The organism is Streptomyces gardneri, from assembly GCF_006539185.1.
GTDB lineage: Bacteria > Actinomycetota > Actinomycetes > Streptomycetales > Streptomycetaceae > Streptomyces > Streptomyces gardneri.
In genome coordinates, this window is sequence record NZ_BJMN01000057.1 from 11,872 (window position 1) to 32,862 (window position 20,991).

Annotated in this window: 13 protein-coding genes; 9 read left to right on the forward strand and 4 right to left on the reverse strand. The window is 72.0% G+C overall.

Translation table 11 applies throughout. The annotated features are described in order from the left end of the window. The first annotated feature begins 58 nt into the window (after positions 1-58). Together smc and SGA01_RS34860 are read left to right on the forward strand one after the other, a co-directional pair. Positions 59-3,604: a chromosome segregation protein SMC gene (gene smc / locus SGA01_RS34855; protein ID WP_141301826.1), complete on the forward strand. Its 3,546-nt coding sequence runs from the start codon at positions 59-61 to the stop codon at positions 3,602-3,604. A gap of 181 nt (positions 3,605-3,785) precedes the next feature. Beyond that, positions 3,786-5,219, forward strand: a complete 1,434-nt coding sequence (locus SGA01_RS34860) for a sugar porter family MFS transporter (RefSeq protein WP_141301828.1) — start codon at positions 3,786-3,788, stop codon at positions 5,217-5,219. Positions 5,220-5,324: 105 nt separating this feature from the next. On the opposite strand, the gene SGA01_RS34865 is transcribed toward SGA01_RS34860, so the two are convergent. Further along, the gene (locus SGA01_RS34865) at positions 5,325-6,296 is read right to left on the reverse strand and encodes an LLM class flavin-dependent oxidoreductase (RefSeq protein WP_141301831.1); all 972 of its coding nucleotides are present in this window, start codon (positions 6,294-6,296) and stop codon (positions 5,325-5,327) included. 58 nt (positions 6,297-6,354) lie between these two features. Continuing rightward, positions 6,355-7,812 (reverse strand): cytosine permease, encoded by a 1,458-nt coding sequence (locus SGA01_RS34870; RefSeq protein ID WP_141301833.1) that lies wholly within the window; start codon positions 7,810-7,812, stop codon positions 6,355-6,357. 84 nt (positions 7,813-7,896) lie between these two features. On the opposite strand from SGA01_RS34870, the gene ftsY reads away from it, so the two are divergent. After that, the gene (ftsY, locus tag SGA01_RS34875; protein WP_141301835.1) at positions 7,897-9,120 is read left to right on the forward strand and encodes a signal recognition particle-docking protein FtsY; all 1,224 of its coding nucleotides are present in this window, start codon (positions 7,897-7,899) and stop codon (positions 9,118-9,120) included. A gap of 76 nt (positions 9,121-9,196) precedes the next feature. On the opposite strand, the gene SGA01_RS34880 is transcribed toward ftsY, so the two are convergent. After that, positions 9,197-9,850, reverse strand: coding sequence for a bifunctional DNA primase/polymerase (locus tag SGA01_RS34880; RefSeq protein ID WP_141301837.1), 654 nt, complete (start codon positions 9,848-9,850; stop codon positions 9,197-9,199). 428 nt (positions 9,851-10,278) lie between these two features. Here SGA01_RS34880 and nsdA point away from each other — a divergent pair, with 428 nt between their 5' ends. From nsdA to ftsH, 6 genes are all read left to right on the forward strand, one after another. Further along, the gene (gene nsdA, locus SGA01_RS34885; protein ID WP_055641124.1) at positions 10,279-11,754 is read left to right on the forward strand and encodes a transcriptional repressor NsdA; all 1,476 of its coding nucleotides are present in this window, start codon (positions 10,279-10,281) and stop codon (positions 11,752-11,754) included. A gap of 348 nt (positions 11,755-12,102) precedes the next feature. Continuing rightward, positions 12,103-13,449, forward strand: coding sequence for an ammonium transporter (locus SGA01_RS34890; RefSeq protein ID WP_141301839.1), 1,347 nt, complete (start codon positions 12,103-12,105; stop codon positions 13,447-13,449). Then, positions 13,446-13,784, forward strand: coding sequence for a P-II family nitrogen regulator (locus tag SGA01_RS34895; RefSeq protein ID WP_015036464.1), 339 nt, complete (start codon positions 13,446-13,448; stop codon positions 13,782-13,784). Before SGA01_RS34890 ends, SGA01_RS34895 begins: the two co-directional genes overlap by 4 nt. A gap of 20 nt (positions 13,785-13,804) precedes the next feature. Beyond that, on the forward strand, positions 13,805-16,258 hold the full coding sequence (locus SGA01_RS34900; RefSeq protein ID WP_141301842.1) for a [protein-PII] uridylyltransferase: 2,454 nt from the start codon (positions 13,805-13,807) through the stop codon (positions 16,256-16,258). Between the two features lie 119 nt (positions 16,259-16,377). Continuing rightward, on the forward strand, positions 16,378-17,931 hold the full coding sequence (gene ffh / locus SGA01_RS34905) for a signal recognition particle protein (protein ID WP_141301844.1): 1,554 nt from the start codon (positions 16,378-16,380) through the stop codon (positions 17,929-17,931). A 173-nt stretch (positions 17,932-18,104) separates the two neighbouring features. Then, positions 18,105-20,030 (forward strand): ATP-dependent zinc metalloprotease FtsH, encoded by a 1,926-nt coding sequence (ftsH, locus tag SGA01_RS34910; protein WP_141301846.1) that lies wholly within the window; start codon positions 18,105-18,107, stop codon positions 20,028-20,030. 16 nt (positions 20,031-20,046) lie between these two features. Here ftsH and SGA01_RS34915 read toward each other — a convergent pair whose 3' ends face one another. Next, positions 20,047-20,784 (reverse strand): methyltransferase domain-containing protein, encoded by a 738-nt coding sequence (locus tag SGA01_RS34915; protein ID WP_141301848.1) that lies wholly within the window; start codon positions 20,782-20,784, stop codon positions 20,047-20,049. Positions 20,785-20,991 lie beyond the last annotated feature (207 nt).

Below are 20,991 nucleotides of genomic sequence, written 5' to 3' on the forward strand. Positions count from 1 at the left end.
GGTGATCTGCCCTGCACCTTCGCGAGTGAAACGCGCGAGCCCCGGTAGAGTCCCCGGGGTGCACCTCAAGGCCCTGACCCTCCGCGGATTCAAGTCGTTCGCCTCGGCCACGACCCTGCGGTTCGAACCCGGTATCACCTGTGTCGTGGGCCCCAACGGATCGGGCAAGTCCAACGTCGTGGACGCCCTGTCCTGGGTCATGGGCGAGCAGGGCGCCAAGTCGCTGCGCGGCGGCAAGATGGAGGACGTCATCTTCGCCGGCACGACCGGGCGCCCTCCGCTCGGCCGCGCCGAGGTCTCGCTGACCATCGACAACTCCGACGGCGCGCTGCCCATCGACTACGCCGAGGTCACCATCACCCGGATCATGTTCCGGGGCGGCAGCAGCGAGTACCAGATCAACGGCGACACCTGCCGGCTGCTCGACATCCAGGACCTGCTCTCCGACTCCGGCATCGGACGCGAGATGCACGTCATCGTCGGTCAGGGACAGCTCGACTCCGTCCTGCACGCCGATCCGATGGGCCGCCGTGCCTTCATCGAGGAGGCCTCCGGCGTCCTCAAGCACCGCAAGCGGAAAGAGAAGGCGCTGCGGAAGCTGGACGCGATGCAGGCCAATCTCGCGCGCGTGCAGGACCTCGCCGACGAACTGCGCCGCCAGCTCAAGCCCCTCGGCCGGCAGGCCGCCGTCGCCCGCCGCGCCGTCGTCATCCAGGCCGACCTCCGCGACGCCCGCCTCCGGCTCCTCGCCGACGACCTGGACCGGCTCCAGCGGGCGCTCACCGCCGAAGTCGCCGACGAGGCGGCGCTCCTCGCCCGCAAGGAGGCCACCGGGACCGAGCTGCGCGACGCGCTCGCCCGCGAGGCGGAGCTCGAAGCGGAGGTCCAGGCCCTTGCTCCCCGCCTCGAACGCGCCCAGCAGAGCTGGTACGCCCTCTCCCAGCTCGCCGAACGCGTCCGCGGCACGATCTCCCTCGCCGACGCGCGCGTGAAGAGCGCCGACGACGCCCCCGCCGAGGAGCGGCGCGGCCGCGACCCCGAGGACCTGGAGCGGGAGGCCGCCCGCGTCCGCGAACAGGAGGCCGAGCTCGAAGCGGCCCTGGAGGCGGCCGAGCGCGCCCTGGAGGACACCGTCGCCCACCGCGCCGAGCTCGAACGCGCGCTGACCGCGGAGGAACGCCGCCTCAAGGACGCGGCCCGGGCCATCGCCGACCGGCGCGAGGGTCTCGCCCGCCTCCACGGCCAGGTGAACGCGGCCCGCTCGCGCGCCGCCGCCGCCCAGGCCGAGATCGACCGGCTGGCCGCCGCCCGCGACGAGGCGGCGGACCGGGCGGTCGCCGCCCAGGAGGAGTACGAGCAGCTCACGGCGGAGGTCGAGGACCTCGACGCCGCCGACGGCCGACACGGCGAGCGGTACGAGGAGGCCCGCCGCGAACTCGCCGAGGCGGACAGCGCGCTGAGCGCCGCCCGCGACGCGCTCGGCACCGCCGAACGGAGCCGGGCCGCGACCCGGGCCCGGCACGACACCCTCGCCCTCGGCCTGCGCCGCAAGGACGGTACGGGCGCCCTGCTCTCCGCCGGCGTCACCGGACTCCTCGGCCCGGCCGCCGAACTCCTCACCGTCGCCCCGGGATACGAGATCCCCGTGGCCGCCGCCCTCGGCGCCGCCGCCGACGCGGTCGCCGCCAGCGGACCGGCCGCCGCGGCCGAAGCCCTGCGCCTCCTCCGCAAGCAGGACGCGGGCCGCGCCTCCCTCCTCCTGACCGACGCCCCGGAGCCGCCCCCCGGTCCCGGCGCCGACGGCTGCCCGAGCGCCGCCGACCTCGTCCGCGGTCCCGCCGAACTCCTCCCCGCCGTCCGCCGTCTGCTGGCCGGAGTGGTCGTCGTCGACGACCTCGACGAGGCCGAGCGGCTGGTCAGGTCCCGGCCGGGGCTCACCGCGGTGACCGCCGAAGGGGACCTGCTCGGCGGCCACTTCGCGCACGGCGGCTCCGCCGGCGCGCCCAGCCTCCTCGAAGTCCAGGCCTCGGTGGCCGAAGCGGCCGCCGAGCTCGACGAACTGACCGTACGGTGCGCGGAGTTGACCACCGCTCAGCGCGAGGCCGACGAGCGTCGCCGGAGCGCGGGAGCGCTCGTCGAGGAGCTGGACGCGAACCGCCGGGCCGCCGAGCGGGAGAAGTCGGCCGTCGCCACGGAGCTGGGACGGCTCGCCGGGCAGGCCAGGGGAGCGGCGGGGGAGGCCGAGCGGACCGCGGCGGCCGTCGCCCGCGCCCAGGAGGCCCTGGAGAAGGCCGTCTCCGAAGCGGAGGAGCTGGCCGAACGGCTCCTCGTCGCCCAGGAGGCCACCGCTTTCGGGGACGCCGAGGACGAGCCCGACACCTCCGTCCGCGACCGGCTCTCGATTGACGGCTCCAACGCGCGCCAGACCGAGATGGAGGCGCGGCTCCAGGTCCGTACCCACGAGGAGCGGTTCAAGGGGCTCGCCGGGCGCGCCGACTCCCTCGACCGGGCCGCCCGCGCCGAACGCGAGGCACGCGCGCGTGCCGAGCAGCGCCGGACCCGGCTCCGCCACGAACGGCGCGTCGCGGGCGCGGTCGCCGCCGGGGCCCGCGGGCTCCTGGCCCATGTGGAGGTCTCGCTCGTCCGCGCCGAGCGGGAGCGGGTGGCGGCCCAGGCCGCGAGGGCCGATCGTGAACAGGGACTCACGGTGGCCCGGGCCCGCGCCCGGGACCTCAAGGCCGAGCTGGACAAGCTGACCGACTCGGTCCACCGCGGCGAGGTGCTCGGCGCGGAGAAGCGGATGCGGATCGAGCAGCTGGAGGCCAAGGCCCTGGAGGAGTTCGGGGTGGAGGCGACCGCGCTGGTCGCCGAGTACGGCCCCGACCGGCCCGTACCCCCCTCGCCGTCCGTCGACGGCGAGGAGCACCCCGAAGAGGCCGGGACCGCCCGGCCGTTCGTCCGTTCGGAGCAGGAGAAGCGGCTCAGAACCGCCGAACGGGCGTACCACCAGCTCGGCAAGGTCAACCCGCTGGCCCTGGAGGAGTTCGCGGCCCTGGAGGAGCGGCACCGCTTCCTCTCCGAGCAGCTGGAGGACCTGAAGAAGACCCGGACCGACCTGCTTCAGGTCGTGAAGGAGGTCGACGTACGGGTCGAGCAGGTCTTCACGGAGGCGTACCGGGACACGGCCCGGGAGTTCGAGGGCGTCTTCTCGCGGCTCTTCCCGGGCGGCGAGGGCCGGCTGATCCTCACCGACCCGGACAACATGCTCACCACCGGCGTCGACGTCGAGGCCCGCCCGCCGGGCAAGAAGGTCAAGCGGCTCTCGCTGCTCTCCGGCGGCGAGCGGTCGCTCACCGCCGTGGCGCTGCTGGTCTCGATCTTCAAGGCCAGGCCCAGCCCGTTCTATGTGATGGACGAGGTCGAGGCGGCGCTCGACGACACCAACCTCCAGCGGCTCATCCGGATCATGGAGGAGCTCCAGGAGTCCTCGCAGCTGATCGTGATCACGCACCAGAAGCGGACGATGGAGGTCGCGGACGCGCTGTACGGCGTGTCCATGCAGGGCGACGGCGTCTCGAAGGTGATCAGCCAGCGGCTGCGCTGAGGTTCATCTCTTCAAGTCTTGAAGCGACAGTGCACCCTCACGTTCTTAAAGTCATACGACATCGACTATTGACTTCGAAACTTGAAGGCATAGTCTCTGCAACGTTGCTTTTACCTTCACGTGGTGAGCGGCGTGAAGTTGTGCGCCACTGGAAGGGCTTGCCCCCCACCCAGGAGTCCATGTGACCAGTACCGCGCAGGCGCCCACGCCGCCGCCGTCCGAAGGCCGAGCGGCCCATCCTGACCACCTCGGCCACGTCATCTTCATCACGGCCTCCGCCGCGATGGGCGGATTCCTCTTCGGCTACGACAGCTCCGTCATCAACGGCGCCGTCGAAGCGATCCGGGACCGGTACGACATCGGCTCCGGCACCCTCGCCCAGGTCATCGCCATCGCCCTGATCGGCTGCGCCATCGGCGCCGCGACCGCCGGCCGGATCGCCGACCGCATCGGCCGCATCCGCTGCATGCAGATCTCCGCGGTCCTCTTCGCCGTCAGCGCCGTGGGCTCCGCGCTCCCCTTCGCCCTCTGGGACCTGGCCTTCTGGCGGGTCATCGGCGGCTTCGCCATCGGCATGGCCTCGGTCATCGGCCCCGCGTACATCGCCGAGGTCGCCCCCGCCGCCTACCGCGGCCGCCTCGGCTCCTTCCAGCAGGCCGCGATCGTCATCGGCATCGCCATCTCCCAGCTGGTCAACTACGGCATCCTCCAGCTCGCCGACGGGGACCAGCGCGGCGAGATCGGCGGCCTTGAGGCCTGGCAGTGGATGCTCGGCGTGATGGTCGTCCCCGCGCTCCTCTACGGCATGCTGTCCTTCGCCATCCCCGAGTCCCCGCGCTTCCTCATCTCCGTCGGGAAGACCGAGCGGGCCAAGGAGGTCCTCGCCGAGGTCGAGGGCCACGGCGTCGACCTGGACGCGCGCGTCCAGGAGATCGACCGGGCCATGCGCAGCGAGCACAAGTCCACCTTCAAGGACCTGCTCGTCGCCGGCAGCAAGTCCAAGCTGCTGCCCATCGTCTGGGTCGGCATCGGACTCTCCGTCTTCCAGCAGCTCGTCGGCATCAACGTCGCCTTCTACTACTCCTCGACGCTCTGGCAGTCCGTCGGCATCGACCCGTCGAGCTCGTTCTTCTACTCGTTCACCACGTCGATCATCAACATCATCGGCACCGTGATCGCGATGGTCCTGGTCGACCGCGTCGGCCGGAAGCCGCTCGCGCTCGTCGGCTCCGTCGGCATGGCGATCGCCCTCGGCGTCGAGGCCTGGGCCTTCTCCGCCGACCTCGTCGACGGCAAGCTCCCCGAGACCCAGGGCGTCGTGGCGCTCGTCGCCGCCCACGTCTTCGTCCTCTTCTTCGCCCTCTCCTGGGGCGTCGTGGTCTGGGTCTTCCTCGGCGAGATGTTCCCCAACCGGATCCGCGCCGCCGCCCTCGGCGTCGCCGCCTCCGCGCAGTGGATCGCCAACTGGGCCATCACCGCGAGCTTCCCGTCCCTGGCGGACTGGAACCTCTCCGGCACCTACATGATCTACACGTTCTTCGCCGTGCTCTCGATCCCCTTCGTGCTCAGGTACGTCAAGGAGACCAAGGGCAAGGCGTTGGAGGAGATGGGCTAAACCCCGCTGCCCCTCTCCTCACCCACGGAACTGCCCCGGCCCGAGGCCCTACGCCTCGCGCCGGGGCAGCAGCCGTCAGGCCTCGCGTAGCCGGGCAGTAAGCCGTCAGGCCTTGAGCCGGGGCAGTACGCCCTCGCAGAACAGCCGCAGGCTCCGCCACCCCTCCTCGACCGGCATCCCGCCGCACAGCGGATGCAGCACCAGGCTCTCCAGACCGAGCGCCACGCACGCGTCCGGGGTCACCACCCGGTAGACCCCCTCCGCGCGCAGCTCCTCCACCGTCGTCGCCGTCGACCGCACCGCCGAGGTGATGTCCTTCGACTGCCAGGAGGCGTACGTCCGCGCCTCGTGCAGGAAGTGCTCCCCGTACTCCGCCCAGGTCCGGTCCGGATCCTCCGACAGGTGCAGCAGCGGCGTCTCCTCGGCCGGCATCATCGTCCAGCCCTCCGTGCCGTACTCGGCACACCGCTCCCGGTAGTACGCCTCGAGCTCCGGCAGGTGCGCGCTCGGGAAGAAGGGCAGCCCGAGCCGGGCCGCCCGCCGGGCCGCCGCCCGCGACGAGCCCCCGACCAGGAGCATCGGATGCGGCTGCGTGAGCGGCCGCGGGGTGACCCGTACCGTACGGCCCTGATAGGTGAAGGGCTCCCCGGTCCACGCCGTCAGGAGGGTCTCCAGGAGCAGGTCCTGGAGCTTCCCTCGCCGGCCCCAGTCGACCCCGCGCTCCTCGTACTCCTCCGGCCGGTAGCCGATGCCGGCCACCGTCACGAGGCGACCCCCGCTCAGCAGGTCCAGGACCGCGATGTCCTCCGCGAGCCGCAGCGGGTCGTGCAGCGGCCCGATGATCGCCGAGACGGTCACCGCGATCCGCTTCGTCGCCCCGAAGACCGCGCCCGCGAACGCGAAGGGGGAGGGCAGCCAGTTGTTCGCGACGCCGTGGTGCTCCTCGGTCTGGACCGTGTCGACCCCGTGCGCGTCGGCGTGGGCGGCCATCTCGACGGCGGCCCGGTAGCGGGCCGAAAGGGATTCGGGGGTCGCGCGGGGATCGACGAGGTTGAACCGTACGACGCTGAACGGCATGGAAAGTCCCCCTCCGCGGGTGGGATACCGGCGAAGGGGGACGTTATCTGACGTAGCGTCAGATGGAAACGGTCTCGCGGACCTCGATCGGCGCCGCCGGAGCCTTCTCGGCCGTCCGCGGCAGCACGGCGTACAGCACGCCCGCCACCACGATCGTCGCCGCCCAGCCCAGACCGTTCTCACCGATCCACGACGAGGCGAGCGGACCCGAGAACCAGTCGACCTTCGTGAACAGCAGGCCCACGAGCAGCGCCACGGCCCACGCCGTCATCGCCTGCCAGGCGAAACCGCCCCGGTACCAGTAGGCGCTGGTCCTGGTGGTGTCCATCAGCGCCACCGCGTCGTACGTCCTGCGCCGCAGCATGTCCACGCCGAAGACCCCGATCCACGCCGAGAACGCCACCGCGAGCAGGGTGAGGAAGGAGATGAACGAACCGATGAAGCTGGTCGCCACCACCATCAGCAGGAAGCCGAAGACCAGGCTGATCACGGCGTTCACGCTGACCGCCGCCGCGCGCGACACCTTGATGCCCAGGGTCTGCGCCGTGAAGCCGGCCGAGTACATCGACATCGAGTTGATCAGCAGCATCCCGAGCAGCGCGATCACCAGGTACGGCACGGAGATCCACGTCGGGAGCAGCTCGCCGATGAAGGAGACCGGGTCCTGCGCCGAGGCCAGGTCCGGCGTCGACACGGCCATGACCGCGCCCATCAGCACCATCGGCAGGACCACGATCCCGGCGCCGCCGACCGTCGAACCGACCATCGCCTTCGAGGAGGCCGTGCGGGGCAGGTAGCGGGTGAAGTCGGGCCCCGACGGGACCCAGCTGATGCCGCCGGCCGCGATCGTGCCGATGCCCGCGACCATCATCGCGGTCGAGCCGGCCGGCTTGTCGAAGACCGCGGACCAGTCGGTGTTCGCCACCAGATAGACCAGGACGAGGACGGAGAAGGCGCCGAAGAGGTACGTGGACCACTTGCTGCACACCCGCAGCGCGTTGATCCCGAGACCCGAGACCAGGAAGGTGCAGGTGACGAAGAGCAGCAGCGTCACCACGATGAGGAGCGTGTTCGACTTCACGCCGAAGAGCAGGTCGAGCACGGTCAGCACCGCGTAGGCGCCGGTCACCGCGTTGATGGTCTCCCAGCCCCAGCGGGCGACCCAGATCAGTGCACCGGGAAAAAGGTTTCCGCGCTGACCGAAGACGGCCCGCGACAGCGCCATGCCCGGCGCGCCGCCGCGCTTCCCCGCGATCGAGATCAGGCCGACGATCCCGTACGAGAGCACGGGCGCGGCGATCGCCACGGTCAGGACCTGCCAGAAGTTCAGGCCGTTGAAGACGATCAGGCCGGCGCCCATCGTGAGCAGCAGCACACTGATGTTGGCCGCGACCCACGTCGGGAAGAGCTCGCGGACCCGGCCGGTCCGCTCGGCGTCGGGGACGGGCTCGAGACCGCGGGTCTCCATCGCGCCGTCGTGCGTCGCGCCTACGGCTTCGGAGGCGTCGTGGGGCATGGGGGTACTCCGTAAACAGGTGGGGGAGCCATCTAGGTTACGTGCTCCGCCTTTGTGCCCCTCGTGGCCGATACTGGTCGGGTTATGGAACTCATCCTTGCTGTAGTCATCGCTCTGGTCGTCGTGGTCGCCGTGACGAGCGGGCTCGTGATCAGCGGCCGCAAGAAGAAGCAGCTGCCGCCCGCCGAGCCGCCGTCCACCACGCCGACCATCACCGCTCCGCCCGCCGAACCGCACGTCGGCGAGGAGGCGGAGACGCCGCGGGAGGAACCACGCCGCACGGTCGAGGAGGTCGAGCTCCCCACCGAGGAGGCCGCCGAGACGCCGGCCGCCGTCGAGGACCCCGTCGTCGCCGCGCCCGAGGCCCCCGAGATCGAGGTCCCGGAGCCGACCGCCGGCCGTCTCGTACGGCTCCGTGCCCGGCTCGCCCGCTCCCAGAACTCGCTCGGCAAGGGGCTCCTGACGCTCCTGTCCCGCGAGCACCTCGACGAGGACACCTGGGAGGAGATCGAGGAGACCCTTCTCACGGCGGACGTCGGCGTCGCCCCCACGCAGGAGCTCGTCGAGCGGCTGCGCGAGCGGGTCAAGGTGCTCGGCACCCGCACCCCCGACGAGCTGCGCGGCCTGCTCCGCGAGGAGCTCGTCGCCCTCCTCGGCCCCGACCTCGACCGCACCGTGCACACCGAGAGCCCCTCGGACGTGCCGGGCGTGGTCATGGTCGTAGGCGTCAACGGCACCGGCAAGACCACCACCACCGGCAAGCTGGCCCGCGTCCTGGTCGCCGACGGCAAGTCCGTCGTCCTCGGCGCCGCCGACACCTTCCGTGCCGCCGCCGCCGACCAGCTCCAGACCTGGGGCGAGCGCGTCGGCGCCCGCACCGTGCGCGGCCCCGAGGGTGGCGACCCGGCGTCGATCGCCTTCGACGCGGTCAAGGAGGGCATCGCCGAGGGCGCCGACGTCGTCCTCATCGACACCGCCGGCCGCCTCCACACCAAGACCGGCCTCATGGACGAGCTCGGCAAGGTCAAGCGCGTCGTCGAGAAGCACGGCCCGCTCGACGAGATCCTGCTCGTCCTCGACGCCACCACCGGCCAGAACGGCCTCATCCAGGCCCGTGTCTTCGCCGAGGTCGTCGACATCACCGGCATCGTCCTGACCAAGCTCGACGGCACCGCCAAGGGCGGCATCGTCGTCGCCGTCCAGCGCGAGCTGGGCGTCCCGGTCAAGCTGGTCGGCCTGGGCGAGGGCCCCGACGACCTGGCCCCGTTCGAGCCGGGCGCCTTCGTCGACGCCCTGATCGGCGACTGACCGACTTCCGCGCCGGCCATGGACGCGTGAGGGCCCCCGCCGTACTCCGGCGGGGGCCCTCACGCATGTCGGAGGCTCAGAAGTGCGTCCGGTGACAGATGTACGCCAGCGTCCCGAGCAGCAGCCGCGCCTCCGGCGGCGCACCCGCCGTGTCCAGCGTCGGCGGCCGCAGCCAGCGCACCGGCCCGAGCCCGCCCAGGTCCGACGGGGGAGCGGTGATGTGGGCGCCGGGCCCCAGGCAGTGCAGGTCCAGATCGGCGTCGTCCCAGCCCATCCGGTACAGCAGCCGCGGCAGCTCGGCCGCCGCGCCCGGGGCCACGAAGAACCGCGCCCGGCCCGTCGGGGTCGCGCACACCGGGCCCAGCGGGAGCCCCATGCGCTCCAGCCGGACGAGCGCCCGCCGGCCCGCCGCCTCGGCGACCTCGATCACGTCGAAGGCCCGGCCCACCGGAAGCATCAGCGCCGCGCCCGGGTACTCCGCCCACGCCTTCGTCGCGTCGTCGAGACCGGCGCCCGCCGGCACCGGTTCGGCGAAGGAGAGGGGGTGCGCTCCCGGAGCCGCGCACGCCGGATCCCCGCAGGAGCAACGGCCGGACGCCGCCCGTGCCCCGGGGACCACGTCCCAGCCCCACAGTCCTGTGTACTCGGCCACCGCTGTGCACTCCGTGGTGCGTACGCGGCGGCGCGAGCCGGACCGCATCTCACGAATGCCGCCGATCGTGAAGCCCATGCCCCCTCCAACGGGTCGAACGCGCCGGTGGTTACGACCCGGAGCGCCGTCGTCACCTTTGGTCACGGTCCGTCGCCGTATGTGGCGTGCGGTCGTGGGCGGGGTGGTGCGGTCCGTCGCGCGCGCCTCTCCGCGCATCCGTCCGCCGTACTCCGGTTCGTCGCATGTCAAGTGAATCGCGTCCGGCGCGTGGCGAGTTCATTCGAAGGGGTGGCGAATGGTGGCGTTTCTTGAATCGCCCTCACGGGACGGGTGATCGTAGGATTACTTTCGGTACTCGAACCCCGGGGCCGCTCGCGCGCACGGGTATGCCGGAGGCAACCCGGTTTCCAGTTCGAAGGAGTGAGAACCCCGGACGAGCGGCCGTGTGAGGCGGCATTCTGATAGGGGTTCGCATGACAGGCAATCAGGTGGATGGGGGCGTTCCAGTGGGCGGCAACGGCGCAGACGGTACGACTGCCGGCAAGCGCCCGAACGAGCAGCTGGGCTCGTGGTTCGTGCGCAGCGGCTGGTCCAAGGGCGAACTGGCACGGCAGGTGAACCGCAGGGCGCGCCAGATGGGCGCGCACCACATCTCCACGGACACCTCGCGGGTCCGCCGCTGGCTCGACGGCGAGCAGCCCCGCGAGCCCATTCCGAGGATCCTCTCCGAGCTGTTCTCCGAGCGCTTCGGCTCCGTCGTCGCCGTCGAGGACCTCGGCCTGCGCACCGCCCACCAGTCCCCGTCCGTCTCCGGCGTGGACCTGCCCTGGGCCGGACCCCAGACCGTCGCCCTGCTCAGCGAGTTCTCCCGCAGCGACCTCATGCTCGCCCGGCGCGGCTTCCTCGGCTCCTCGCTCTCGCTCGCCGCCGGACCCGCCCTCATCGAGCCGATGCAGCGCTGGCTCGTCCCCACCCCGGTCACGGACATCGAGCGCCCCGAGTCCCCGGCCGAGAGCCGCCGCCCCAACCGGCTCTCCGACATCGAGCTCGACCTCCTCGAATCCACCACCGCCATGTTCCGCAAGTGGGACGCCCAGTGCGGCGGGGGACTGCGCCGCAAGGCCGTCGTCGGACAGCTCCACGAGGTCACCGACCTCCTCCAGGAGCCCCAGCCCGCCGCGACCGCCAAGCGCCTCTTCACCTGCGCCGCCGAACTCGCCGAACTCGCCGGCTGGATGAGCTACGACGTGGGCCTCCAGCCCACCGCCCAGAAGTACTTCGTGCTCGCGCTGCACGCCGCCAAGGAGGCCGGGGACAAGCCCCTCGGCTCGTACATCCTGTCCTCCATGAGCCGTCAGATGATCCACCTCGGCCGGCCCGACGACGCCCTGGAACTCATCCACCTCGCCCAGTACGGCAGCCGTGACTGCGCCACCCCCCGCACCCAGGCCATGCTGTATGCGATGGAGGCCCGCGCCTACGCCAACATGGGCCAGCCCTCCAAGTGCAAGCGGGCCGTCCGGATGGCCGAGGACACCTTCTCCGACGTCGGCCTCGACGGCGAGCCCGAGCCCGACTGGATCGGCTTCTTCTCGGAGGCCGAACTCAACGGCGAGAACTCCCACTCCTACCGCGACCTCGCCTATGTCGCCGGCCGCTCCCCGACCTACGCCTCCCTCGCCGAACCCGTCATGGAGCGGGCTGTCGAGCTCTTCGAGAAGGACCCCGACCACCAGCGGTCGTACGCGCTCAACCTGATCGGGATGGCCACCGTCCACCTCCTCAAGCGCGAGCCCGAGCAGTCCGTCGTCCTCGCCGAGAAGGCCCTCGGCGTCGCCCGGAGCATCCGCTCCGAGCGCGTCAACACCCGGCTCCGCAAGACCGTCGACCACGCCGCCCGCAACTACAGCGACGTCGCCGAGGTCGTCCAGCTCACCGACCGGCTCACCCAGCTCCTGCCGGAGGCCGCCGAGGCGGTCTGACCCCGCCCAGGACCCTCCCCAGGACCTCCCAGGACCCCGGCCGCGCCGGACGTCCCGTACTGCCCGACTCGGCTCCCCCGCCGCAAGGTCACACGGACGCCCGACGCGGCCGGTTCTGTGTTCCCGGACGCCGATCCCGGGAGCGTGCGCCCGGGATCCGGGCGTGATCCGGCCGTTCACGGCCGCGTAACACGCCACACCCCTTCGTCACCGTCGCGAAACATCGTGCGGCATCGACGGAAACCGCGCTGCGCGAATCTCTGGCCCATAACCGGCCACGCCCCTCGCGGCCGGCCGCTCTCTCCGGCCCCGCCCCGCACAGGCCGTACCGACGACGAGGAGACGCCGATGGCACCAGCCATCACGACCCTGGCAGCAGACGCCCCCGAGCTGTCCGCCGCCAACACCGGGTTCATGCTCATCTGCTCCGCCCTGGTCATGCTGATGACCCCGGCACTCGCCTTCTTCTACGGAGGCATGGTCCGCGTCAAGTCCACCCTGAACATGCTGATGATGAGCTTCATCAGCCTCGGGATCGTCACGATCCTCTGGGTGCTCTACGGCTTCAGCCTCGCCTTCGGCACCGACTCCGGATCGATCATCGGCTGGTCCTCCGAGTACGTCGGCCTCAGCGGCATCGGCGTCACCGAGCTGTGGGACGGCTACACCATCCCGGTGTACGTCTTCGCCGTCTTCCAGCTGATGTTCGCCATCCTCACGCCCGCCCTGATCAGCGGCGCCCTGGCCGACCGCGTCAAGTTCACCGCCTGGGCCCTCTTCATCACCCTCTGGGTCACCATCGTCTACTTCCCCGTCGCCCACTGGGTCTGGGGCTCCGGCGGCTGGCTCTTCGAGATGGGCGTCATCGACTTCGCGGGCGGCACCGCCGTCCACATCAACGCCGGTGCCGCGGCCCTCGGCGTGATCCTCGTCATCGGCAAGCGCGTCGGCTTCAAGAAGGACCCGATGCGCCCGCACAGCCTCCCGCTGGTCATGCTGGGCGCCGGTCTCCTCTGGTTCGGCTGGTTCGGCTTCAACGCCGGCTCGTGGCTCGGCAACGACGACGGCGTCGGCGCCGTGATGTTCGTCAACACCCAGGTCGCCACCGCCGCCGCCATGCTCGCCTGGCTCGCCTACGAGAAGATCCGCCACGGCTCCTTCACCACCCTCGGTGCCGCCTCCGGCGCGGTCGCCGGCCTCGTCGCCATCACCCCGGCCGGCGGTGCCGTCAGCCCGCTCGGCGCGATCGCCGTCGGCGCCATCGCCGGTCTCCTCTGCGCCATGGCCGTCGGCCTCAAGTACAAGTTCGGCTACGACGACTCCCTCGACGTCATCGGCGTCCACCTCGTCGGCGGTGTCATCGGCTCCCTCCTCGTCGGCTTCTTCGCCACCGGCGGCGTCCAGTCCGACGCCAAGGGCCTCTTCTACGGCGGCGGCCTCGACCAGCTCGGCAAGCAGGCCGTCGGAGTCTTCGCCGTCCTCGCCTACTCTCTGATCGCCTCCGCGATCCTCGCCCTGATCATCGACAAGACGATGGGGATGCGGGTCAGCGAGGACGACGAGGTCTCCGGCATCGACCAGGTCGAGCACGCCGAGACCGCGTACGACTTCAGCGGAGCCGGCGGCGGCGCGTCCTCGCGCTCCACCGCCGCCCCCGCCCCGGCCGTCACGGAGAACAAGAAGGTGGACGCATGAAGCTCATCACCGCGGTCGTCAAGCCGCACCGGCTCGACGAGATCAAGGAGGCCCTCCAGGCCTTCGGCGTCCACGGCCTCACGGTCACCGAGGCCAGCGGATACGGACGCCAGCGCGGCCACACCGAGGTCTACCGGGGCGCCGAGTACACCGTCGACCTCGTCCCCAAGATCCGCATCGAGGTCCTCGTCGAGGACGAGGACGCCGAACAGCTCATCGACGTCGTCGTGAAGGCCGCCCGAACCGGCAAGATCGGAGACGGCAAGGTGTGGAGCGTGCCGGTCGAGACCGCCGTACGGGTCCGCACCGGCGAGCGCGGTCCGGACGCACTGTAAGCACACGAAGGAGCCGCCGGGTGACGAGCCTCGAAGCGCGTACGCAGAACGAAGATTCGGGACCCGGCGGTTACGCGGCGGCCCGGCTGCTCCTCCTCCACGAGAAGGAGCGGTCCGGGCCGCCGCGCCGTGCCGCCCTCGCCCGGCTCACCGACGACTGGCTGGCCGGCCTCTTCGCCGCCGCCGCACCGCCCCGCGGGACCGCCCTCGTCGCCGTCGGCGGCTACGGGCGCGCCGAGCTCTCCCCGCGCAGCGACCTCGACCTCCTCCTGCTCCACGACGGCAGCGCCGACAAGGCCGCCGTCGCCGCCCTCGCCGACCGGATCTGGTACCCCGTCTGGGACCTCGGACTGGCTCTCGACCACTCCGTCCGCACGCCCGCCGAGGCCCGCACCACCGCCGGCGAGGACCTCAAGGTCCAGCTCGGCCTCCTCGACGCCCGGCACGTCGCCGGGGACACCGCCCTCGTCGCCGCCCTGCGCACCACGGTCCTCGCCGACTGGCGCAACCAGGCGCCCCGGCGCCTCCCCGAGCTCGACGAACTCTGCCGCGAGCGCGCCGACCGCATGGGGGAGCTCCAGTTCCTCCTCGAACCCGACCTCAAGGAGGCGAGGGGCGGACTGCGCGACGCCCAGGTGCTCCGCGCGGTCGCCGCCTCCTGGCTGGCCGACGCCCCCCGCGAGGGCCTCGACGGCGCCAGGCGCCGTCTCCTCGACGCCCGCGACGCCCTGCACCTCGCGACCGGCCGGGCCACCGACCGGCTCGCCCTCCAGGAACAGGACGCGGTCGCCCAGGAACTCGGCCTCCTCGACGCCGACACCCTGCTCCGCGAGGTGTACGAGGCCGCGCGGATCATCTCGTACGCCACCGACGTCACCTGGCGCGAGGTCAACCGCGTCCTCAAGGCCCGCTCGGCCCGGCCCCGGCTGCGGTCCCTCCTCGGCGGCCGGGCGGGCGGTGCGAAGCCGCCCGTCGAGCGCACGCCCCTCACCGAGGGCGTCGTCGAGATGGACGGCGAGGTCGTCCTCGCCCTCACCGCCAAACCCGAACGCGACGCCGTCCTGCCCCTGCGGGCCGCCGCGGCCGCCGCCCAGTCCGGCCTGCCGATCTCCCTGCACGCCGTACGCCGCCTCGCGGCCGCCGCCAAACCCCTGCCCGTGCCATGGCCCGCCGAGGCCCGCGAGGAGCTCGTCACGCTCCTCGGCGCGGGGGAGTCGACCGTGCCCGTCTGGGAGGCCCTGGAGGCCGAAGGGATCATCACCCGCCTGCTCCCCGACTGGGAGCGCGTACGGTGCCGCCCCCAGCGCAACCCCGTCCACACCTGGACCGTCGACCGCCACCTCGTCGAGACCGCCGTACGCGCCGCCTCGCTGACCCGCCGCGTCGGCCGCCCCGACCTCCTCCTCGTCGCCGCCCTCCTCCACGACATCGGCAAGGGCTGGCCCGGTGACCACTCCGTCGCCGGCGAGACCATCGCCCGCGACCTCGCCGCGCGCATCGGATTCGACCGCACGGACACCGGCATCATCGCCACCGCCGTCCGTCACCACCTGCTCCTCGTCGAGACCGCGACCCGGCGCGACCTCGACGACCCCGCCACCGTGCAGTCCGTCGCCGACGCCGTCGGCACCCTCGGCACCCTGGAGCTGCTCCACGCCCTCACCGAGGCCGACGCCCTCGCCACCGGCCCCGCCGCCTGGTCCTCCTGGCGGGCCTCCCTCGTCGCCGACCTGGTCAAACGGGTCGCCGGCGTCCTCGCGGGGGAGCCCCTCCCCGACCCCGAGGCCGCCGCCCCCAGCGCCGAGCAGGAACGCCTCGCGATCGAGGCCCTGCGCACCGGCGAGCCCGTCCTCACCCTGCGTACCGAACCGGTCGTCGCGGAACCGGAGGAACCCGAGCCCGTCGGCGTCGAACTCCTCATCGCCCTCCCCGACCGGCCCGGCGTCCTCCCCGCCGTCGCCGGCGTCCTCGCCCTCCACCGGCTCACCGTCCGCGCCGCCGAGCTCCGCGCCGTCGACCTCCCCACCGGGATCGGCGCGGGCTCCGGCGCCGTACTCGTGCTCGACTGGCGTGTCGCGGCCGAGTACGGCTCCCTGCCCGAGGCCGCCCGCCTCCGCGCCGACCTCGTCCGGGCCCTCGAAGGCTCCCTCGACATCCCCGCCCGGCTCGCCGAGCGCGAGGCGGCCTACCCGCGCCGGCGGGGCCTCACCGCCCCGCCGCCCCGTGTCACCGTCGCCGCCGCCGACTCCCGCCTCGCCACCGTGATCGAGGTCCGCGCCCAGGACGCCCCCGGCCTGCTGCACCGCATCGGCCGTGCGCTGGAGGGCGCGGCGGTACGGGTCCGCAGCGCCCATGTCTCCACGCTCGGAGCCAACGCCGTCGACACCCTCTACGTGACCCGTCCGGACGGGTCCCTGCTCCCGGACGAGGAGGCGATCGACCTCGCCCGCACCCTGGAGGCGGCACTGCGGTGACACCGTGACCGACCCGTTCCCGCCCACCGGATCCGGTGGGCGGGGGCACATCCTCCGAGCGGCCCGATACCCTGGAGGGCAATCCGACCGCCCCCGACACCTGAGGATCCGCGACCGCCGTGTTCGATACCCTCTCCGACCGCCTTGCAGCGACCTTCAAGAACCTCCGCGGCAAGGGCCGTCTGTCCGAGGCGGACATCGACGCCACCGCGCGCGAGATCCGTATCGCGCTGCTCGAAGCGGATGTCGCCCTGCCGGTCGTCCGGTCCTTCATCAAGCAGGTCAAGGAGCGCGCCCTCGGGATCGAGGTCTCGCAGGCCCTGAACCCGGCCCAGCAGGTCATCAAGATCGTCAACGAGGAGCTCATCGCCATCCTCGGTGGCGAGACCCGGCGCCTGCGGTTCGCGAAGACCGCGCCGACGGTGATCATGCTCGCCGGTCTCCAGGGTGCCGGTAAGACCACCCTCGCCGGAAAGCTCGGCGTCTGGCTCAAGAGCCAGGGCCACTCCCCGCTGCTCGTCGCCTGCGACCTCCAGCGCCCCAACGCCGTCAACCAGCTCTCCGTCGTCGCCGACCGCGCGGGCGTGGCCTTCTACGGCCCGCAGCCGGGCAACGGCGTCGGTGACCCGGTCCAGGTCGCGAAGGACTCGATCGAGTACGCGCGGACCAAGATGTACGACGTGGTCGTCGTCGACACCGCCGGCCGCCTCGGCATCGACCAGGAGCTGATGCAGCAGGCCGCGGACATCCGCGACGCCGTCAGCCCCGACGAGGTCCTCTTCGTCGTCGACGCCATGATCGGTCAGGACGCGGTCAACACCGCCGAGGCCTTCCGTGACGGCGTCGGCTTCGACGGCGTCGTGCTCTCCAAGCTCGACGGCGACGCCCGCGGTGGTGCCGCGCTCTCCATCGCGCACGTCACCGGCAAGCAGATCATGTTCGCCTCCAACGGCGAGAAGCTCGACGACTTCGACGCGTTCCACCCGGACCGCATGGCGTCGCGCATCCTCGGCATGGGCGACATGCTCTCCCTCATCGAGAAGGCCCAGCAGACCTTCGACGAGGACGAGGCCGCCAAGATGGCCTCGAAGCTCGCGTCGAAGAAGGGCCAGGACTTCACGCTCGACGACTTCCTGGCGCAGATGGAGCAGGTCCGCAAGATGGGCTCCATCTCCAAGCTGCTCGGCATGCTGCCCGGCATGGGCCAGATGAAGGAGCAGATCGCCAACATCGACGAGCGGGACGTCGACCGCACGGCCGCCATCATCAAGTCGATGACCCCGGCCGAGCGCCACGACCCGACCATCATCAACGGCTCCCGCCGCGCCCGTATCGCCAAGGGTTCGGGCGTCGAGGTCAGCGCCGTGAAGGGCCTGGTCGAGCGGTTCTTCGAGGCCCGCAAGATGATGTCCCGCATGGCCCAGGGCGGCGGCATGCCGGGGATGCCCGGCATGCCCGGCATGGGTGGCGGCCCCGGCCGGCAGAAGAAGCAGGTCAAGCAGGCCAAGGGCAAGCGCAAGAGCGGCAACCCGATGAAGCGGAAGGCCGAGGAGCAGGCCGAGGCCGAGCGCCGCGAGCAGGCGCAGCAGGGCGGCGCCTTCGGTCTCCCGGCGGCGGGCCAGAGCCCGAAGGACTTCGAGCTCCCGGACGAGTTCAAGAAGTTCATGGGCTGAGGCCGAGACTGAGGTGGAGCGAAGCCCGAGGCTCGGGCCGACCGAAGCCTGACGAGGGGCCCGGAGCGGTACGAAACCGCCCCGGGCCCCTTTTCACTCCTCCGGCCCGCCCGCGATGCCGGGTTCATCCCGCTCTTCGATACTGGGGCCACTGCCGCCCCGAGGAGAGTCACGTGGCCAACCCCGTACCCCCGCGCGACCGGACCGATCAGCCCTGGCGCTCGGAAGGGGCCCCGTCGCCGCCGGCGAAGCGGAAGAAGATGCCGGGTGGCTGGGGCGGGCTCATCCTCACCGCGCTCGTCGTGTACCTGCTCGCCAACATCGTCCTGTCGTTCTTCAACGAGGGCGACGGGCCGACGATCTCGTACACCGAGTTCGACAAGCAGGTCGCCGCCGGGAACGTCACGAAGATCTACTCCAAGGGCGACGCGATCCAGGGGCAGCTGAAGAACAAGCAGCCCGTCCCCGACGGCAAGGGCGACTACACCAAGTTCACCACCCAGCGGCCCGCCTTCGCCGACGACGACCTGTGGGCGCAGCTGACCAAGCAGAACGTCACCGTCACCGCCGAACCGGTCGTCAAGGAACGCAGCTTCCTCGTCAACCTCCTCATCTCGCTCGCCCCGATGCTGCTGCTCGTCGTGCTGTGGGTGTTCATCGCCCGCCGGATGAGCTCGGGCATGGGCGGCGCGGGCGGCATGCTCGGCCGCAAGACCCCGCCCAAACCCGTCGAGCTGGAGGCCGGTGCCAAGCGCACCACCTTCGAGGACGTCGCCGGCATCGACGAGGTCGAGGGCGAGCTCAACGACGTCGTCGACTTCCTCAAGAACCCGCAGGCCTACCGCGACATGGGCGCCAGGATGCCCCGCGGCGTGCTCCTCGCCGGCCCTCCCGGCACCGGCAAGACCCTTCTCGCCCGAGCCGTCGCCGGCGAGGCCGGAGTGCCCTTCTTCTCCGCCTCCGCCTCCGAGTTCATCGAGATGATCGTCGGCGTCGGCGCCTCCCGGGTCCGGGAGCTCTTCGCCGAGGCCCGCAAGGTCGCCCCGGCGATCATCTTCATCGACGAGATCGACACCATCGGCCGCGCCCGGGGCGGCGGCTCCGGCATGGGCGGCCACGACGAGCGCGAGCAGACCCTCAACCAGATCCTCACCGAGATGGACGGCTTCACCGGCTCCGAGGGCGTCATCGTCCTCGCCGCCACCAACCGCGCCGACGTCCTCGACCCCGCTCTCACCCGGCCCGGCCGCTTCGACCGGATCGTCCACGTCAACCCGCCCGACCGGGGCGGACGCGAGGCCATCCTGAAGATCCACACCCGGGAGATCCCGCTCGCCAAGGACGTCGACCTGGAGCACGTGGCCCGGACGACGCCGGGCATGACCGGCGCCGAACTCGCCAACCTCGCCAACGAGGCCGCCCTCCTCGCGGTCAAGCGCGACCAGAAGGCCGTCACCCAGTCGGACCTCTCCGACGCCCTGGAGAAGGTCCAGCTCGGCGCCGAACGGCCCCTGGTGATGCCGGAGGAGGAGCGGCGCCGGACCGCTTACCACGAGAGCGGGCACGCCCTGCTCGGCATGCTCCAGCCGGGCGCCGACCCGGTCCGCAAGATCACCATCGTGCCGCGCGGCCGGGCCCTCGGCGTCACCCTCTCGACGCCCGACGCCGACAGGTACGCCTACACGGAGGAGTACCTGCGCGGCCGGATCATCGGCGCGCTGGGCGGGATGGCGGCGGAGCGCGTCGTCTTCGACACGATCACGACGGGCGCCGAGAGCGACCTGGAGCAGGTCACCAACATCGCCCGGGGCATGGTGGGCCGGTGGGGCATGAGCGAACGGGTCGGCAGGCTGACCGCCATCCCCGGCGACGTCCAACAGGCCTACGGTCTCTCGGCGGCGCCCGCCACGCTCGACGCGGTCGAACACGAGATGCGACGGATCGTCGACGAGTGCTACGAGAGCGCCGTACGGCAGCTCCACGACCACCGCCCGCAGCTCGACGCCCTGGCCGCCGCCCTCCTCGCGAACGAGACCCTGGAGGAGGAAGCGGCGTACCGCGCGGCCGGCATCACCCGCCCGGGCCGGGAAGAGGACTGACCTGCGTACGGGGCGCCTACGGCACCCGTGCGAGCACGTACCGGAAGACGTTCGGCATCCACACCGTCCCGTCCGCCCGGACGTACGGGGCGAGCGCCTCCTCGATCTCCTTCTCCACCTGGGAGAGCTCGGTCGCCCGCACGGCCTCGTCGAACGCGCCCGTCGACAGCAGGCCGCGCACGGCGCTGGCCCCGTCGGCGTACCCGAAGGGGCACGCGACCCGCCCCGAACCGGCCGGCCGGAGCCCCGACCCGGCCACCAGACCGTCGAGGTCGGCCCGTACCGACGGCGCACGGTCCGCGAGCCGGTCCGCGACCCGCAGCACCGGCTCAGTGGCGCACCGCTCCGGCGGCCCCCACCCCGCGAGGACGACCACCGCGTCCGATTGCGCCGTACGGGTGAGTGCCGCGAGCTCGGGAAGCAGTCCGTCCGTCGCGTGGAAGGCCGTGATCACGTCGTACGGGAGGTCGCCCGCCGGTACGTCCGCCGCGTCCTTCGCGACCGGTACGTCCTCCGGGAGGCGCTCCCTGGCCAGCTCCACGCGCGCGTGGTCCCGGTCCACGCCGGCCACCCGCGCGCCCCGCGCCGCCGCCATCAGCAGGGCCAGGCCGGTGCCCGAGCCGAGGCCGAGCAGGCGGGAGCGCGCACCCACACCGACGCGGTCGTACACCGCCTCGTAGAGCGGGACGAGCATGCGTTCCTGGATCTCGGCCCAGTCACGCGCGGGGTGGTGCGGGACGAGCGTAGGTGTCATGGAAAGAGCCCCAATCCGTGCCTGGACGACAGCCCCCCGTAGTCAGGGAACTGCGCAACCCCGGCCGCGTCCAGTGCTGGCACCGCACCGATTCGCCCGGGGGAGGGTCGGTGCGCGCCCGCGTGCGCCGACCCGGTAATGTCCCTGCAACGATTCCCGCGCCTGTCCCAGGACGTCCCGGGAGCCCCTCACGGGGGCGTGCGCACC

Coding starts and splice junctions, on each gene's coding strand:
- SGA01_RS34890 (WP_141301839.1), top strand. CDS start 12,103: ATGGCACCAGCCATCACGACCCTGGCAGCAGACGCCCCCGAGCTGTCC.
- SGA01_RS34915 (WP_141301848.1), bottom strand. CDS start 20,784: ATGACACCTACGCTCGTCCCGCACCACCCCGCGCGTGACTGGGCCGAG.
- SGA01_RS34895 (WP_015036464.1), top strand. CDS start 13,446: ATGAAGCTCATCACCGCGGTCGTCAAGCCGCACCGGCTCGACGAGATC.
- SGA01_RS34870 (WP_141301833.1), bottom strand. CDS start 7,812: ATGCCCCACGACGCCTCCGAAGCCGTAGGCGCGACGCACGACGGCGCG.
- SGA01_RS34880 (WP_141301837.1), bottom strand. CDS start 9,850: ATGGGCTTCACGATCGGCGGCATTCGTGAGATGCGGTCCGGCTCGCGC.
- SGA01_RS34865 (WP_141301831.1), bottom strand. CDS start 6,296: ATGCCGTTCAGCGTCGTACGGTTCAACCTCGTCGATCCCCGCGCGACC.
- ftsY (WP_141301835.1), top strand. CDS start 7,897: ATGGAACTCATCCTTGCTGTAGTCATCGCTCTGGTCGTCGTGGTCGCC.